The organism is Haemophilus sp. oral taxon 036 (assembly GCF_002998595.1).
GTDB lineage: Bacteria > Pseudomonadota > Gammaproteobacteria > Enterobacterales > Pasteurellaceae > Haemophilus > Haemophilus haemolyticus_K.
This window is the reverse complement of the sequence record NZ_CP027235.1, coordinates 1,642,023-1,659,053: the sequence shown is the minus strand read 5'-3', so window position 1 is coordinate 1,659,053 and position 17,031 is coordinate 1,642,023. Positions and strand designations below refer to the sequence as shown.

14 protein-coding genes are annotated in these 17,031 nt (G+C 39.9%); 3 read left to right on the top strand and 11 right to left on the bottom strand.

The features are described from left to right. Complete coding sequence (locus tag C3V42_RS07960) at nucleotides 1–948, top strand: ribose-phosphate pyrophosphokinase (RefSeq protein ID WP_106014204.1); 948 nt, start codon at nucleotides 1–3, stop codon at nucleotides 946–948. Nucleotides 949–1,031: 83 nt separating this feature from the next. Here the strand turns inward: C3V42_RS07960 and hycI are convergent, their stop codons facing one another. The 11 genes from hycI to C3V42_RS07905 all read right to left on the bottom strand — a co-directional run bounded on the left by hycI (nucleotide 1,032) and on the right by C3V42_RS07905 (nucleotide 12,971). Next, a complete protein-coding gene (gene hycI / locus C3V42_RS07955; protein ID WP_106014203.1) occupies nucleotides 1,032–1,490 on the bottom strand; it encodes a hydrogenase maturation peptidase HycI in 459 nt (152 codons plus the stop codon). Then, on the bottom strand, nucleotides 1,483–1,890 hold the full coding sequence (locus tag C3V42_RS07950) for a formate hydrogenlyase maturation HycH family protein (RefSeq protein ID WP_005631954.1): 408 nt from the start codon (nucleotides 1,888–1,890) through the stop codon (nucleotides 1,483–1,485). Before C3V42_RS07950 ends, hycI begins: the two co-directional genes overlap by 8 nt. A 689-nt stretch (nucleotides 1,891–2,579) precedes the next feature. Then, nucleotides 2,580–3,356, bottom strand: a complete 777-nt coding sequence (locus tag C3V42_RS07945) for an NADH-quinone oxidoreductase subunit B family protein (RefSeq protein ID WP_005626090.1) — start codon at nucleotides 3,354–3,356, stop codon at nucleotides 2,580–2,582. Then, nucleotides 3,353–3,928, bottom strand: a complete 576-nt coding sequence (locus C3V42_RS07940) for a formate hydrogenlyase complex iron-sulfur subunit (RefSeq protein ID WP_005626087.1) — start codon at nucleotides 3,926–3,928, stop codon at nucleotides 3,353–3,355. Before C3V42_RS07940 ends, C3V42_RS07945 begins: the two co-directional genes overlap by 4 nt. A gap of 10 nt (nucleotides 3,929–3,938) precedes the next feature. After that, nucleotides 3,939–5,669, bottom strand: a complete 1,731-nt coding sequence (locus C3V42_RS07935) for a hydrogenase large subunit (RefSeq protein ID WP_005634689.1) — start codon at nucleotides 5,667–5,669, stop codon at nucleotides 3,939–3,941. Nucleotides 5,670–5,688: 19 nt separating this feature from the next. After that, the gene (locus tag C3V42_RS07930) at nucleotides 5,689–7,227 is read right to left on the bottom strand and encodes a hydrogenase 4 subunit F (protein WP_106014202.1); all 1,539 of its coding nucleotides are present in this window, start codon (nucleotides 7,225–7,227) and stop codon (nucleotides 5,689–5,691) included. 4 nt (nucleotides 7,228–7,231) lie between these two features. Beyond that, complete coding sequence (hyfE, locus tag C3V42_RS07925; RefSeq protein ID WP_005626080.1) at nucleotides 7,232–7,870, bottom strand: hydrogenase 4 membrane subunit; 639 nt, start codon at nucleotides 7,868–7,870, stop codon at nucleotides 7,232–7,234. Between the two features lie 10 nt (nucleotides 7,871–7,880). Continuing rightward, on the bottom strand, nucleotides 7,881–9,326 hold the full coding sequence (locus C3V42_RS07920; protein WP_005631962.1) for a hydrogenase 4 subunit D: 1,446 nt from the start codon (nucleotides 9,324–9,326) through the stop codon (nucleotides 7,881–7,883). Between the two features lie 9 nt (nucleotides 9,327–9,335). Then, nucleotides 9,336–10,298, bottom strand: coding sequence for a respiratory chain complex I subunit 1 family protein (locus C3V42_RS07915; RefSeq protein WP_005631964.1), 963 nt, complete (start codon nucleotides 10,296–10,298; stop codon nucleotides 9,336–9,338). Between the two features lie 9 nt (nucleotides 10,299–10,307). Beyond that, nucleotides 10,308–12,329 (bottom strand): hydrogenase 4 subunit B, encoded by a 2,022-nt coding sequence (gene hyfB / locus C3V42_RS07910; protein WP_106014201.1) that lies wholly within the window; start codon nucleotides 12,327–12,329, stop codon nucleotides 10,308–10,310. 42 nt (nucleotides 12,330–12,371) lie between these two features. Beyond that, the gene (locus C3V42_RS07905) at nucleotides 12,372–12,971 is read right to left on the bottom strand and encodes a 4Fe-4S dicluster domain-containing protein (protein WP_046938549.1); all 600 of its coding nucleotides are present in this window, start codon (nucleotides 12,969–12,971) and stop codon (nucleotides 12,372–12,374) included. Nucleotides 12,972–13,400: 429 nt separating this feature from the next. Here C3V42_RS07905 and C3V42_RS07900 point away from each other — a divergent pair, with 429 nt between their 5' ends. Together C3V42_RS07900 and hypF are read left to right on the top strand one after the other, a co-directional pair. Then, complete coding sequence (locus C3V42_RS07900; protein ID WP_106014200.1) at nucleotides 13,401–14,627, top strand: ATP-binding protein; 1,227 nt, start codon at nucleotides 13,401–13,403, stop codon at nucleotides 14,625–14,627. A gap of 85 nt (nucleotides 14,628–14,712) precedes the next feature. Further along, nucleotides 14,713–16,983 (top strand): carbamoyltransferase HypF, encoded by a 2,271-nt coding sequence (hypF, locus tag C3V42_RS07895; protein WP_106014199.1) that lies wholly within the window; start codon nucleotides 14,713–14,715, stop codon nucleotides 16,981–16,983. Nucleotides 16,984–17,031: the final 48 nt, after the last annotated feature.

The window sequence follows — 17,031 nt, the reverse complement described above, 5'->3', positions numbered from 1 at the left end:
ATGCCTGACATTAAACTCTTCGCGGGTAATGCAACACCAGAACTTGCAAAACACATTTCTGAACGTTTATATATTTCACTAGGCGATGCCACTGTTGGCCGTTTCAGTGATGGTGAAATCCAAGTTCAAATCAATGAAAATGTGCGTGGTGCAGATGTATTCATTATACAATCAACCTGTGCTCCAACCAATGATAACCTAATGGAATTAATTGTGATGGTGGATGCATTACGTCGTGCATCTGCAGGTCGTATCACGGCTGTTGTTCCCTACTTTGGTTATGCTCGACAAGATCGCCGCGTACGATCAGCACGTGTACCTATTACCGCTAAAGTTGTGGCAGATTTACTTTCAACTGTTGGTATTGACCGCTTATTAACCTGCGACCTACACGCAGAGCAAATCCAAGGCTTCTTTGATGTACCAGTAGACAATGTGTTTGGTTCTCCAGTTTTAATTCACGATATTTTGAAAAAATCTGATCTTGAAAATCCAATTGTTGTTTCTCCAGATATTGGTGGTGTTGTTCGCGCTCGTGCAGTAGCCAAATTATTAAATGATACTGATATGGCTATTATTGACAAACGTCGCCCTCGTGCAAACGTAGCACAAGTAATGCATATTATCGGTGATGTAGCAGGTCGTGATTGTATTCTTGTCGATGATATGATCGATACAGGCGGTACACTTTGCAAAGCAGCTGAAGCATTAAAAGAACGTGGTGCAAAACGCGTATTTGCTTATGCGACTCATGCTGTATTCTCTGGTGCTGCAGCGAAAAATTTAGCTAGTGGCGCTATCGATGAAATCGTTGTAACAGATACAATCCCACTTTCTGAGGAAATCAAAGCATTAGGTCGCGTACGCGTACTCACTCTGTCTGCAATGCTTGCTGAAGCTATCCGTCGTATTAGCAATGAAGAGTCAATTTCAGCTATGTTTAATTAAATTAAAATGCTAGACAATGATCTTTAAGAATTGTGGGAATTTCAACAATGTTTGTGAAATTCCCACTTTTGTTGAGATATACTTTATAATCTTGCAATTTCGTTTAACGAACCATCCTCTTTTAGAAATCCATAGAAAAATTCTACCGCACTTTTTACAGCTTCACTCATCGGAAAACCAAAGGAAACAAGATCAGGCTGGATACCAATAAAAATAACCTCAGGAATATCTTCCTCTAATTGCTCGATTAAAAAATTAAGTGGCAAATTATGCGTGCTGACAAAGAACATTTCTGCAATGAGTTCTTTGTCGATAATACGAATTTTGCCAACGGGCAGTTCCATTTCTGTTGCATCAAAGATAATTAAACGCTTTGGTTTCATGGCACGGATCTGATGCACAAAATTTTCCGGTGCTGAACCACCATCAAGTGTGGTCCAATTTGTCAACGGATTTTCACTACAAAGCTGAGCAAGATAAGGACCAGCCCCATCATCGCCCATCATTGTGTTACCAACAGTTAGAATTACATTTTCATTCATCACGGCGTTTCACCATAATATACATCACAGGTTCACGCTGGATGGAAGCAAGCGTGTCCATTAAAATATCGACCCATTTTTGATGTTCAGGCGAAAAATTGGCTCTATTTTCATCAAGTGCCTTAGCCAATAAATTCACATGACTCGAATCAATCACAATTTCTCCAAATTTCATTAAGCCCGCAAACTTACGTTTTGCATCCCCTTCAGGGAAGGTATCTACAAAACGTTGATAATCTGCATAATCACAAATTAGTAATTTTTTAAAGCAGTCAATTACACCAACGTGGTGACCAATCGCAAGCGAATAATACATTACTTGCTTGGCTTGCTCTGGGACTTGCTCATCGTTTTCAACAAAACGCTCATTGAGTAAATAGAAAAAAACTTGGGTTGTCATAGTACGTCCTATAAAACTTGTAAAGTAATTTCTTCGCTAATCAATACTGCCAAATCTCCCCTTACCCCTCTTTGCTAAAGAGGAGGATTCTTCTTTAGCAATAAAATCTTTTCTCTCATTTTAATTTTCTGTTGTTAACGCAGAAAACTAGATTGAAATTGACTGCTCTTATTCCTCTCTTTGCTAAAGAGGAATTCTTCTTTAGCAATAAAGAACTTCTCTCTGATTTTAATTTTCTGTTATTAACGCAGAAAACTAGATTGAAATCGACCGCTCTTATTCCTCTCTTTGCTAAAGAGGGATCCTTCTTTAGCAATAAAGTATTTTCTCTCTCATTTTAATTTTCTGTTGTTAATACAGAAAACTAGATTGAAATTGACTGCTCTTATTCCCCTCTTTGCTAAAGAGGGAGTTCTTCTTTAGTAAGAAAGTATCTTCTCTCTCATTTTAATTTTCTATTGTTAGTGCAGAAAACTAGATTGAAATCGACTGCTCTTATTCCTCTCTTGGCTAAAGAGGGAATTCTTCTTTAGCAATAAAGTACTTCTCTCTCATTTTAATTTTCTGTTGTTAATGCAGAAAACTATATTGAAATCGACCGCTATTATTCCCCTCTTTAGCAAAGAGGGGTAAGGGGAGATTTGGCAGAAATCAAAACGGAGCTATTAGTTTATTTAGCAATCGTTAGACTATCCCGAAAACGGCATACTAATTGCATGTAATCGGTTTACGATTTCACTCAAACGAGGATCCGCTTCACGTTCCAAAAATTCGCCAAGGCGAACGCCAAATGGAACCTGATCTTTTTCAGACATCATACTCATAAATTGATTAGCAATGTCTCCACCTTGTCGATAGCCCGCTAAACGACGTGCTTCACGTTCTAATTCCACGCGTAAATCTAATGGAATATTTGGGAAACGTAATTTAGCCTCAGCATTAGGATCGGCAATTTCTTGTTTACCTTTGAGTTTTTGATCAAGTAAACCAAGTGCCATTGCAAAACCATAAATAGTCGCGGCTGGAGTTGGAGGACAACCTGGAATATACACATCAATTGGCACAATTTGATCGCTACCGCCCCACACGCAGTACAAGTCATGGAAAATACCGCCACCACAACCGCACGCTCCATAAGAAATACAGATTTTTGGATCAGGTGCAGCTTGATAAGCACGCATTGCTGGTGTACGCATTGCACGAGTTACCGCACCAGTAAATAATAAAATATCCGCATGGCGAGGTGATGCAACAACCTTAATCCCAAAACGTTCTGCGTCAAATGTTGGTGTAATAGTACTAAAAATTTCAATTTCACAACCATTACAACCACCACAGTCAACACGGTAAACATAAGCGGAACGTTGAATATTTTTCAACAAAGTTTGTTTCATTTTCGCAATGTTTTCATCCACACTAAATGGCGTTGAAATACCATTCACGGGCATTGGGATTTGTGTGTTCATCTTGCAATCTCCCTAACGTGATCAAATAACGCCAATTTCACGCGCATATTGGATTCCATATCGGCGGTTTTTTCCAAACTGTTTTGGCGTTTACAGGTTGGGCAAGTGTTGAGCACCGCTAATTTATGTTTTACCAGTTCATCGTTATCCAACGTTTGTTTGAATAAATCCACGGCATAATTGAGTTCTTTATGAGAAACAAAAGGTTGACCACATTGATGACAAATCGTTGTAGTGAAGGTTGTTTCTTGATAAAGATCCTGTTTATTGCTGACTGATAATTCAAAATCTTGGCTTAAACGAATCGCTTTTGTCGGGCAAACTTCTTCACAACGGCCACAGAAAATGCAGCGGCCTAAAAATAATGACCAAGTACGTTCGCCTGTTTCTGGATCGGTACGCATAGTAAGCGCATTAGCAGGACAAGCCATCGTACAGGCTGCACAAACAATACATTGATCAGAGTTCAGTTCCGGTTTACCACGGAAATCAGGATCAACTTCATAGGGTTTAAACGGATATTTAGTGGTAACATCCCCCGCATTTAATACGGTTTTAAGTAATTTAAACATTGTGCGCCCCCTATTTTAATGGTGAATTTTTACGTTCAATGCCGTAGCGTTCGATTTCTTTGTAAGAAACCGTTTGTGCTTTGCGTTTACGTACATCCACCACGGTCACACGGTCAGTACAAGAATAGCAAGGGTCAAGGCTACCAATGATAAGCGGAGCATCTGATACTGTATTGCCACGCAACATATAACGTAAAGTTGGCCAGTTTGCATAAGTTGCTGCACGACAACGCCAGCGATATAATTTTTGGTTATCGCCAAGCATTGACCAGTGAATGTCTTCACCACGCGGTGCTTCCGTGATACCTAAGGCAAAACGTCCTGGAGTGTAATTGAAACCTTCCGTGATAATCGCACCAGTAGGTAAGTTATCCACCATATAATCAATGATATTCATGGATTCAAATACTTCATTTACCCGCACTTTCACACGAGAAATCACATCGCCACCTTGTTCGGTGAACATATTGAATGGTACATCGCCATAGCCAGAGAAGGGGTGAATTTTACGCACATCACGTGCGAAGCCGGAACCTCGAATCATCGGTCCGACCGGGCTGAAATCACGCGCAACTTGACGATCAAGCACTCCTACGCCCACAGTACGTTGTTCCATATTTGGCGTATTGAGTAAAATATCTACCAAAGTTTTAAGCTCTTCACGCATTTCTGCAATAAGCTTAATGCATTGTTCACGTTGGTGTTTCAACATATCACGGCGTACACCACCGATTAAGTTGATACCATAGGTTTTACGTGCACCAGTAAGTACTTCTGCAAGTGTCATTGATTTTTCACGAACACGGAAGAATTGCATAAAGCCTGTATCAAAACCGGTAAAGTGGCTAGATAAACCTAAGTTCAATAAATGACTGTGCAAGCGTTCAACTTCCAACAAAATTGCACGAATCCATTGTGCCCGTTCAGGAATTTGAATGCCTAACGCATTTTCGACTGAGTTAGCATAAGCAACACTATGGGTAAAACCGCAGATACCGCACACACGGTCAGCCAAGAAATTGACTTGATCGTAATCCATTCGGGTTTCTGCCAATTTTTCCATACCACGGTGTACATAGAATAAACGGTAGTCCGCATCAATAATATCTTCCCCATCGACAAATAAACGGAAGTGTCCCGGTTCATCTGATGTAATATGGAGAGGGCCGATAGGCACAATACGAGCTTCGCCTTTTTCGTTAATAAACTCATAGGTTTCCGTTGCCGTAGTTGGATCGGGACGCAAACGGTAGTCCATCGAATCTTTACGTAATGGGTAAAGATCATCTGGCCAGTCATCTGGTAACACTAAACGACGTTGATCGGGAAGACCGACGGCTTTTAAACCGTACATATCAAATAATTCACGTTCGCCCCACACCGCAGCTTTGACTTTCGGCGTCACGGAAGGAAATTCCAGTGTGACAGGATCCACGAGTGCTTTAATCGTCACAAAAGTTTTGACGACACCTTCCATAGAAAGCACGTAATAAACAGCATAATGACCATGAATTGAGCGTTCATCGTTACCAAAAACTAATGGCAACCAGCCTTCATGTTGATAGTAAAGATATTCCACCACATCAGGTAACATATTCGTTTTCACCGTTAAAGTCACTTGATTTGGTGTAGACCACTCCTCATCTAAAATGGTATTCGGAAATTTTGCATTAACGGCTTCAATATAATTTTTGCCGAGCATTTTTACCGGATCGACCGATGTATTTTTAGTTAATTCCATTTTTTCCCCCAATTGTCGATCATTTCGCTAAACTTTGCCAAGGTAAAACTAGCATATCGCCAAAGGACACATGTTCAGATCCAAGCACAATTCCTACCGCACTTTTTAGTAACTGCAAGATTGGCTCTGCAATATGGATACCCATTACAAACATTAACAACAATAGTATGGCCATTGCCGCCAAAGAGACTTTACTGACTTCGCCTGCTTCCACGTTATCAGGTTGTTTGCCAAGCACTGTTTTTAATAACATCAAGGCAAGTCCTGCAAGCACGATAGTAAGTAAAATTAAGCATAAAATAACTAACCAAGTTTTACCCGCTGTAATCCCTGCGACCACAACACTAAATTCACTCACAAATACGTTAAATGGAGGGATACCGCCCAATGCCAACGCACCACCTGCGAAAAGCACCGCACTCACTGGTGCAACACGCCATAATCCACGCACTTGATTCATATCACGGGTTTTATATTTCAATAGAATATTACCCGATGCACAGAATAATAAGGTTTTCGCAAGACTGTGGTTGATAGTGTGAAGTAAACCTGCAAATACCCCAATTGGGCCACCAAGACCGAAAGCAAAGCTGATTAAGCCCATATTTTCGATACTTGAGTAAGCAAGCATACGTTTAATATCAAATTGCACGATGATAAATAACGCTGCTACAAGCACTGAAAGTAAACCAAAGATCAACATTAAAGTTTGTGGAAATTCTGCGCCAACCGCTTTTGAAACTAATGTGTAGTAACGCAACACCACAAGCATTGCACAGTTTAATAACACCGCTGATAAAATTGCACTCACTGGGCTTGGGGCTTCACTGTGTGCGTCTGATAACCAAGTATGCATTGGAAATAGACCGCACTTCGTGCCGAAACCAATCAATACGAAAGCGAATGCGATATACATCAACATTGGGTTTAAACCTGTGGCTTGTTGATTCACGGCTGACCAGAAAATCGCTTGGCTTGGATCGGCAAGCACACCATTTGCATTAGCAAAGGTTAAAAGTGTGCCATATAAACCAAAAGCTACGCCCACAGAACAGATGATGATGTATTTCCACGCGGCTTCAAGGGATGTTTTTTGTTTGTAAGTACCGACCAAAAACGCAGAGCTTAATGTTGTCGCTTCAATGGCAACCCACATTAAAATTAAGTTATTGGTGATAACTGACACAATCATCGTAAAGAAGAACAAGTGTAAGAAACCGTGGTAATGAGCATAGGTTTTAAAATCAATATGCCCTTCTTCCAATTCTGTGTTCATATAACCGATAGAATACACCCCAGCAAGCGAACCCACGACAGCAATTAAGCCTAAGAAAATGGCAGAAAGACTATCAACATACACCCAGTTGTTAAATACACTGATACTGCCTTTTTCCAACACGCCAGAAATGACCTGTACGGAAAAGAACAACATCAAAATTAACCCGGTAATATGGAATGCGGTACAAACTGTCCGATTTTTTGTTCCGCGTAGTGCAAAGCTTTCAAAAGCGATGACTAAAGGTGCGACTAATAACGCAATTATCCATTGTTCATACATAGCGTTACCCCTTCAAACTCATAAGTTGTTTGGCATCAACAGTGTTGAAAGTGCGGTAAATTTTATTCACCAACACCACCATAATGATGACCGCAAAAATCGCATCGGTGGCAATGCCGATTTCAACTAATTCTGGCGCATTGTTGGCAAGTAAAGCCAAAGTCAAATGCGCACCGTTTTCCATTAAACAATAACCGAAAACTTGTTTCACAATATTGCGTTGGCTCACAATACACACTAAACCTAAAAGGAAGTGGCTAAGTGATACTGACAACGCTGGTTTTAAATGTTCAACTAACGGTAAGTTCACTGGAATGACAACAAAGTAACATAAGCAAACGATGATAGATGTGATCGGGATCAACCAAGCGACATTCATTCCTGCAGGAGTTTGACTTTCGTCAATTTTTCGTAAAGAAAAGATTAAAATTCCTGGCACTAATAATACTTTCGTGATGAATGCACTAATGGACCACATATAAAGTTCGTGAGCTTGCATTTCAAATGCCAAATAAACGAATAACACCACCAATACAAGAGACTGTAAGCCATAGCACAACGCAGATTTTTTTGCGGTTTTTGCCATAATGACACAAAGCGATGTAATGATGAGTAAACTCGCTAATACATTGATCATTAACATAATTCTCTCCTTAACCCGCAAGGCCTAACCAATAGGCAGCGATAAAGCTAGAACACACAGACATCACCATTAAAATTACTAAAACAAATGTCATAGAGAATGGCAATGGTTGCGCATTTTGCACGTCTTCAGATGGTTTACCGATAACGCATTGACCAAATTTATAAAGCAACCAAACAAATGTTGCCGTAGATTCAATCAACGCAATCACCATTAACCAAGTTACCCATGAATATTCTTGTCCAAGGTCGAAACCAGCGGCAAATAATGGGAATTTGCTGAAGAAACCGTTAAACGGTGGCACACCAGCAATAGCCAATGCAGCAATACCAAATCCAGTACCAACAACAGGCATAGTGCGCATAATCCCTTGTAAACGAGGCATTGAACGTGTACCTGTGGCATAGCTCAATGAACCCGCAACCAAGAAGAATAGGCTTTTCGCAAAGGCGTGGTTAAAGATATAAGCAATCGCTGCAACAAAAGCTAATTTAGAACCTAATGCTGCAAGAGAAAGCCCGATGAAAATGTAAGAAAGTTGAGTAATAGTTGAATACGCAAGTAAGCGTTTTAAATCCGCTTGTGGCAAGTACATTAAGAAACCATAAATCAATGTAATCATTGCCATCACAATTCCCACTTCACCCACAATGTGCGGAATTTCGCCAGCTGACATCACTGAACGAGCGAAAATATAGACGCCCACTTTTACCATTGATGCTGCGTGCAAATACGCGCTGACCGGTGTTGGCGCTTCCATCGCATTTGGTAACCAAATTTGCATTGGAAGTTGTGCTGATTTACCCCATGCAGCAAACATCACGCCAAATAACACGATGGTTTTCGCTTCTGGCGCAAGATGTTCTAACGCCGTGATAGAGAATGTGCCAGATTGGCTAAATAAATAAGCCGCAGCAAGATATAAACCTAATGAACCTACGTGAGTAATAATCAACGCTTTCATCGCTGCCGCCATTGCTTTTTGGCTTTGATAATAGCTGATTAATGCCCAAGAACATCCCCCTGTGATTTCAAAGAAAAGCAACTGGCCCGCTAAAGTTGATGAATACACCAAGCCAGCCATTGCACCGATGAAGATCAATAAGAAAGCATAAAAACGAGGTAATCCGTTATGCGGATGTTCACGGTTTTTATCGGTTAAATAACCACAAGAATATAAGCAAATTAAGAAACCTAACCCCACAACGGCAAAGGCAATTAATGTGCTCACTGCATCTAAGGTCACGCCGAAGATGGCGGTATCACCAAATTTGACTAAATCATAGGTAACAGATTGTGCGCCATTTGCATACCACTGCCCTGCCACAGCAAGTGTGCCAAGGGTAGCAAGTGCGGCAAAAATTGTGGCAATTTTTGGGAAAGATTGTTTGTTCAATCCCACAATAAACGCACCGACAAATGGCAAAATGATTGTAATTAGTGCTAAACGTTCCATATTTCCTCCTTACAATCCTGTGAAGTAAAACACAAACGCCAACACTGAAATGCCGAAACCGACCACAGTTAAACGTCCTGTTAGCATAAAGCGGGTACGTGCCAATGTGTTTTCAAACACACATGCGGCGATAAATACCACGAGTAATTTCACAAAGAAAGAAACGATACCTAAAATGACCGCACTTACTGTGAACTCTTGTGCTGCACCGAATGGGAAAAGCACGCTCACAAAGATAGAGGCAACCACCATTGATTTTAAACTCAAACCAACTTTCAATAAGGCGAAAGAAGGGCCTGAATATTCAGTAAGTGGGCCTTCTTGAAGTTCTTGTTCTGCTTCAGCCAAGTCAAATGGAATTTTGCCCATTTCAATAAAGATCGCAAAAGCAGCGGCCACTAAGGCAATGACTGTTGCAACAGGATATTGCCAAGGTTGGCTAGAAAGTGCGGTGCTAATAACTGCAAAATTTGTAGAACCTGCAATTAAAGCAATCACAATGAATGCCAACATTAAGATTGGTTCAACAAGTACGCCTAATGTCACTTCACGGCTTGCACCTAAACTTGAGAACGTACTGTTGGAATCCAAACCTGCAATTGAGAAGAAAAAGCGGAACAACGCGAACAAATAAATAACGGTGATTAAATCACTGCCTGCCCCAAACGGTGAGTGATGAGTAAACATGGGTAAACTCATCGCAACCACCATGACTGTGCTAATTAACACATAAGGCATAACACGAGATACCCAACCCGCATTATCTGGCCAAATATTTTGACGCGTCATTAATTTAGCAATGTCGCGATAATCTTGTAACAAGCCCGGGCCACGACGAGATTGAATACGAGCCCGAATCATCCGTGAAATGCCTGAAAAGAGCGGTGCCAAAGCAAGAAGAATTAACGCTTGCACAATGGCTAAAAGGAACATTCCAGCGGAAGTGGAAATTTCTGAAGGTAATGAAATCATAATTTCCTCCTACATCAACGCAATGGAAAGTAATAACACAACCAAGGCAATCACGAAATACACGCAATAAACGCGGAAGTCGCCTTGTTGTAGCCATTGAATTTTACGACCTAACCATGGAATAAAATGCGCAATCGGCATTGTTACTTTTTCTTCCCAGAATGGTTCTGTTTTGGTCGCACCTGAAATTAATGCATTGATACCTTTTGCACCAGCAGGCGCAGGATCAAGCACTTGACGCAAGGTATAAAGTGGTTTGAAGATAATACGAAGCGGACGAGTAAAACTACCCGCAGAGGCTGCCATATCCATTTCGTAAGCATAACCACAAGCCCAAGGATTGCCTTTTGCACGATCTGCCATACGATTACCTTTGGTGTAAGCGTAATACATAAACGGCAACACAAAGAATGCAATCAACATAATGCTCACCATTGGTGTAGAAAGCGCCGTATTCGGTGTATTGCTTGCTACCACTACGCCATTTTCCGCTAGATTCAGCATGTCATTATGAGAAAGTGCGGTTGCAATATTGGCAATAATTGGTGTCACGACAGAAGCACCAACACCTAAAAGTACGCAGAATAATGCCAAGATTGCCATTGCAATCACCATTGGTTTCGGCACTTCGCGTGCATGTGCTGCTTTTTCGCTGCGTGGTGCACCACCAAAGCTAATACCATACACTTTCACGAAACAAAGTGCGGCAAGCGCACCTGTTAAGGCAAGCATAATGATTGCAACAGGGCCAGCGATACGTAATACCACATCATTGTGTTGGCTTAGGCTGAATAAAGATTGATAAGTAAACCATTCACTCACAAAACCGTTAAATGGTGGTAATGCAGAAATTGCCATGGTACCAATCAAGAAACAGAAAGCAGTAAATGGCATTAATTTGCCAAGTCCGCCCATTAAATCCATATCTTTTGAATGTAAACGGTACATCACAGAACCAGCACCCAAGAACAATAAGCCTTTGAATACCGCATGGTTAAGTAAGTGATATAAACCGCCAAGCAAACCGACAATAGCAAGTACAGGATTATGGATTGCCATACCAATCATACCGACACCTACACCCATCATAATAATGCCGATGTTTTCTACGGTGTGATACGCCAAAAGTTTTTTGATGTCATGTTCTGCTAAGGCATAAAGTACGCCAAGCACAGAAGAAACTGCGCCAAAAGCAAGCACAATCACACCAAACCACATATTGTGTGCACCAAGTAGATCAATACCAACTTTGATAATCCCAAAGATACCGATTTTAACCATCACACCAGACATCATTGCAGAAGCATGAGAAGGCGCAGCTGGGTGAGCTTTTGGTAACCAGCTATGTAACGGAATCATCCCTGCTTTTGCACCAAAACCAAGAAATGCCAAGATAAATACTGTAAAGGCTAAAGGCATTGAAAGCTCGGTGTGGCGGAAGGCTTCAAATTCAAAGCTACCTGCGTAGCAGTAGAAAATAAAGAAAGCGATCATAATCAACACAGAACCAGCGTGAGCAATGAAGAAATACAACAAGCCCGCATTGGTTGCGTTGTCATCTTGTTCGGTTAGTACTAAGAAGTAAGATGCCAAAGACATCATTTCAAAGAACACTAAAAAGTAGAAAGCGTTATCGCTGGTGACTAAAGCAACCATTGAGGCGATAAACAAATTCATAAAGAAGCCCATCGTGCCAGCGCCTTTACCAATGTATTCTTTCACATAGGAAAAGGAATAAAGTGCGGTGATAATAATCATTAAAGAAATTACACACACCATAAACGCAGCTAATCCGTCAATGCGGATTGAAAATTGGGCGAAGTCGAAAGGGGCTGAAAACACATCAACGACCGTATCGTTGCTGATAAGCACGGGAATGCAGGCAACAATGCCTAACAAGCCACCAAGTACACCGGTCACGCCGGATATATTGATTGAAAGTTGTTCATTTTTTCGCACAGCGAGAGAAATAAACGCACCAACGACATAAATCAACAAGGACGTGATGAGTAAACTGATTGAAGAACTCATAATTTCACTCCATTGATTAACGAGTAAACAAACAATAAACTTTTATCTTGGCACAACAGGAGAACCCATCATTGCCATTTCGCGTTTTTTGCGATTTGCTTGTTCGATACTCTCATCACTAATTAAGAATAAAGTTTTGGTTGGGCAAGTTTGCATACAAGCAGGACCTTCTTCACGGAAATAGCAAAGGTCGCATTTCACTGCGATAGCTTTTACACCTGGTTCCCATGCAAGCATATTGTGAACATCGGTATTATTTGGTGCAGTGCGAATATCACGTTTTACCGCATCAGTGAAAGAAAAACTGTCATAATGGTTTGGTGCATCTAATGGTGCGCTACCATGCTGTGTAATCGCCCCAAATGGACAAGCGATAGCACAAAGTTTACAGCCAATGCATAAACTTTCATTGAGTTGAATGGTATCATTATCATGCTTTATCGCGTGCACAGGACATACTGTAGCACAAGGTGAATCATCACAATGACGACATAAGATCGGCACAGTAATATCGTCGTTGCGCATTACTTGTAACCGCGGAAAGGATTGTAATCCAAAAGCTTTGTGTACTTCGCTGCAAGCAGCCATACAGGTATTGCATCCAATGCAATCTTTCGGATCACCTATAACAAAACGGTTCATATTTTCCCCCAAATTATAATAGATAGAAACAGAAAGTAAGTGGAGGGCATTACACCCAAATGTCCAATAACCACTCTGGAAATAAGGATACTCCTTCAGAGTTACCCAGACTAGAGTAAAACGATTGTTTTATTGACTGAGATCATAAATTTTTCCGATTTTTTAATGAGTAAAATAATTATTGAGATTGGCTCTTATTTCCATAGGTTATGATTGTAAGCAATTGAATTAATTAACGTTATAATTATTAATGGAATGTTAAAATGCTGTTGATAATGTTTCATTTAGGTCGATACTTAAATATGAAAGCGCGGCAATTTTAAGTTTAATTTACGACATAATATTAAATTAAACTCATTTTATCTTTACTTTTTATCTATTTTTTAGTTTAATTTACTATGAAATCTTAAATTAAACTTAATTTTTATCATGTCAGATTTTTATTCACGTCAAATACAACCTTTATTGCAAACTTTGATAAAACAATTTCCAGCAATTCTCATTACTGGTCCACGCCAAGTAGGAAAATCCACGTTATTACAGCATATCAGCAAAGAACATCAATATATTACCTTTGATGATCCTATCTTGCTCGATCAAGCACGTAATGACCCCACCTTATTTATGCTCAATCATCAAGGCAAATTAATCCTTGATGAAGTACAATATGCGCCTGAATTATTTTCCAGTTTAAAACTTGCCATTGATAAACAAAAAATCAATGGGCTCTTTTTGCTCTCCGGCTCACAAGCTTTTCAGCTGATGCAAAATGTTACCGAAACCTTAGCGGGTCGTATTGCAGTATTAAAATTACAAGGATTTTCTCTGCGTGAAATTCAAGAAGTGGTGTTTTATTCGCCTTTTCTGCCCAATATGGATTATCTCAACACGCGCGAAAGACTTATTAAACCTGTAAAAAATATTTGGCAAATTATCCACCAAGGCTATATGCCACGCCTATATCAACAAGAAATCAGATGGGATATTTATTATGCATCCTATGTTTCCACCTATATTGAACGAGACGTACGCGCACTCACCAGTATCACCAACATCACTGATTTCACGCGATTTATGATCGCTATCGCCGCACGAAGTGGTGAATTACTAAATTACAGCAATGTTGCACAAGAAGTTGGTGTTTCCGTTGATACCATTAAACGCTGGACGACAATTCTCGAAACATCAGGCATTATTTATCTGCTTCAGCCGTATCACAACAATCATCTAAAACGTGCAATCAAAACTCCGAAAGTTTATATGATGGATACGGGGTTAATGGCTTGGTTAACTAAATGGTTGACACCGGAAACTATTCAACAAGGGGCAAAGAGCGGTCAATTTTTTGAGACTTTTGTAGTAAGTGAAGTCATTAAATCTTTCTACAATAACGGCATTGAGCCACCCATTTATTTTTATCGTGACACCAATCAAAAAGAAATCGATCTTTTGATTGAACATAATCGCACACTCTACCCTATCGAAATTAAGACTACTGCCAGCCCCAACAAGAAAATGACAAAAGCTTTTGGTATTTTGAAAGATAATCTCCCGCCCGATGAAATCCAAATAGGGAACGGCGTGATTATTAATCAATATCCGCAAAAATTATGGTTGGCAGAAGATTTGGTAGCATTGCCGGTGTGGTGGATTTAAAAATAACAAATTTTGACAAAGATCAGATTTCACTTTTCTATTTCAAGTTACTATAAATATACTTAATATCACATCAGGAAAAATGATGAAAGGAATCGAATTACGCATAAAAGGAAAAGTACAAGGCGTGGGATTTCGCCCATTTGTATGGCTTATAGCCAATGAATATGGATTAAAAGGCGATGTCAATAATGATGGCCAAGGTGTACTCATCCGTTTTATCGAACCAGAGGAAAAGACTCTTACTGCATTTCTACAGGACTTACAGACAAAACTTCCTCCTTTAGCATTAATTACGGATATCCAACAGCAAGAAAAATATTGGGAGGATTTACCACACTTTTCAGAATTTGTTATCCGTGAAAGTGAAAATAATGACATGGATACCCAAATTGTACCTGATGCGGCAACCTGTTCTGCTTGTATCGCTGATTTGTTTGACACTCAAAATCGCCGCTATCACTACCCTTTTACAAATTGTACTCACTGTGGCCCACGTTTTACGATCATAAAAAAAATCCCTTACGATCGTAAAAATACATCTATGTCTGATTTTCCATTTTGCCCTGATTGTGAGCATGAATACAAAAATCCCGCAGATCGTCGTTTTCATGCCCAACCTAACGCTTGTAACGTTTGTGGACCACACATTTGGTTACAAGATCAATATCAACAACTTTCAATGCATGAAAATGCGCTAAAACAAACTGCGGATTTACTCAAAAAAGGTAAAATTATTGCGATAAAAGGCATTGGTGGTTTCCATTTAGCCTGTGATGCACAAGCTTTTCATACCGTTCAATTATTACGTGAACGTAAACAACGACCTAGCAAGCCACTTGCCGTAATGGTGCCTAGTTTAGATTTTCTACAAAACCTAACGCCAGCTGAAATTAAATTACTCACTAGCACAGCGGCACCAATAGTCTTATTAAATAAATATAAAGTACCGAATTTAGCAGAAAATATTGCCCCTAATCTAAATGAAATCGGCATTATGTTACCAAGTAATCCATTACAACATTTACTTTTACGAGAGATAAATCAACCACTTGTGATGACGTCTGCCAATCCAAGTGGAGAACCGCCCGTACTAGATAACCAAAGTGCGGTAAAAAAATTAAGTCATTTGGCTGATTTCTATCTTTGCCATAATCGTGATATTTTACAACGCGCAGATGATAGTTTAGTTCGCGTAGCCTTTGACGGTGTGGAAACCTTACGTAGAGCAAGAGGATATGTACCCGATGAAATTGTCCTAAATACCCAAACTGAAAAAAATATTTTGGCATTGGGTTCCGATCTTAAAAATACCTTTTGCCTACTCAAACAAAATAAAGCCATTGTCAGCCAACATATTGGCGACACAGCGAATGAACTGATACAACAACAATTAGAAAATAATATTGATTTATTTTGTCAAATTTATCAATTTAAACCAGATTTAATTGCGATTGATGCTCATACTGGCTACTTTTCATCAAAAGTAGGCAAAAATCTGGCAAAAAAATTTTCTATTCCTTATGTCACTGTTTTACATCATCATGCACATATTACAGCCGTATTAGCCGAACATCATTGCAAGGAAAAAGCTATTGGCATCGCATTAGACGGTATTGGTATGGGCGCAAATGGACAACTTTGGGGCGGAGAATGTTTGCTTGTAGAGGGAGAAACTTGCCAACATCTTGGTGGATTACCTACTGTGGCGTTACCTGGCGGTGATCTTGCAGCAACTCAACCTTGGCGTAATTGGATCGCCCATTTACAACAATTTGTTCCTCATTGCCAAACATTTGCAACAAAAACTTGCTCTCATTTACCTTGGGAGCCCCTCACCAATGCTATTCAACGAAAACTTAACTCACCACTCATCTCATCAGCAGGAAGATTATTTGATGCGGTCGCCTATGGTTTAGGGATTACAGAGACTAAACTCTCTTGGGAAGGAGAGGCGGCTTGCCATTTAGAAGCGCTTGCTGCACAATCTGATTTTATTAAAGAAAACAAAAGCACGATGAATATTCCCGTTAAAATGGCAATTAAAGATAATCAATTAGATTTATCAACTTTCTGGCAAAGCTGGCTTGCTTACGACACTTCTAAAGCTAATAAAGCCTTTGCTTTCCATTATGCCTTAGCACAAGGCTTTTCAGAATTAGCACGGAAACAAGCACTATATCATCATTGTAAAACTATCGTACTTTCTGGTGGCGTGATGCATAATCAACTCTTACGCAAACTATTAAAAGAAAATTTAGCAGAATTTAATGTGTTAAGTGCCCATCAATACCCTATGGGCGATGGCGGGTTGAGTTTAGGGCAAGCAATGATAGCCGCAAATTTATCTGACTAATAAAAAACGCGTGGAATACTAAACACGCGCTTTTATTATCAAATATAC

Coding starts and splice junctions, on each gene's coding strand:
- C3V42_RS07960 (WP_106014204.1), top strand. CDS start 1: ATGCCTGACATTAAACTCTTCGCGGGTAATGCAACACCAGAACTTGCA.
- hycI (WP_106014203.1), bottom strand. CDS start 1,490: ATGAATGAAAATGTAATTCTAACTGTTGGTAACACAATGATGGGCGAT.
- C3V42_RS07950 (WP_005631954.1), bottom strand. CDS start 1,890: ATGACAACCCAAGTTTTTTTCTATTTACTCAATGAGCGTTTTGTTGAA.
- C3V42_RS07945 (WP_005626090.1), bottom strand. CDS start 3,356: ATGAACACACAAATCCCAATGCCCGTGAATGGTATTTCAACGCCATTT.
- C3V42_RS07940 (WP_005626087.1), bottom strand. CDS start 3,928: ATGTTTAAATTACTTAAAACCGTATTAAATGCGGGGGATGTTACCACT.
- C3V42_RS07935 (WP_005634689.1), bottom strand. CDS start 5,669: ATGGAATTAACTAAAAATACATCGGTCGATCCGGTAAAAATGCTCGGC.
- C3V42_RS07930 (WP_106014202.1), bottom strand. CDS start 7,227: ATGTATGAACAATGGATAATTGCGTTATTAGTCGCACCTTTAGTCATC.
- hyfE (WP_005626080.1), bottom strand. CDS start 7,870: ATGTTAATGATCAATGTATTAGCGAGTTTACTCATCATTACATCGCTT.
- C3V42_RS07920 (WP_005631962.1), bottom strand. CDS start 9,326: ATGGAACGTTTAGCACTAATTACAATCATTTTGCCATTTGTCGGTGCG.
- C3V42_RS07915 (WP_005631964.1), bottom strand. CDS start 10,298: ATGATTTCATTACCTTCAGAAATTTCCACTTCCGCTGGAATGTTCCTT.
- hyfB (WP_106014201.1), bottom strand. CDS start 12,329: ATGAGTTCTTCAATCAGTTTACTCATCACGTCCTTGTTGATTTATGTC.
- C3V42_RS07905 (WP_046938549.1), bottom strand. CDS start 12,971: ATGAACCGTTTTGTTATAGGTGATCCGAAAGATTGCATTGGATGCAAT.
- C3V42_RS07900 (WP_106014200.1), top strand. CDS start 13,401: ATGTCAGATTTTTATTCACGTCAAATACAACCTTTATTGCAAACTTTG.
- hypF (WP_106014199.1), top strand. CDS start 14,713: ATGAAAGGAATCGAATTACGCATAAAAGGAAAAGTACAAGGCGTGGGA.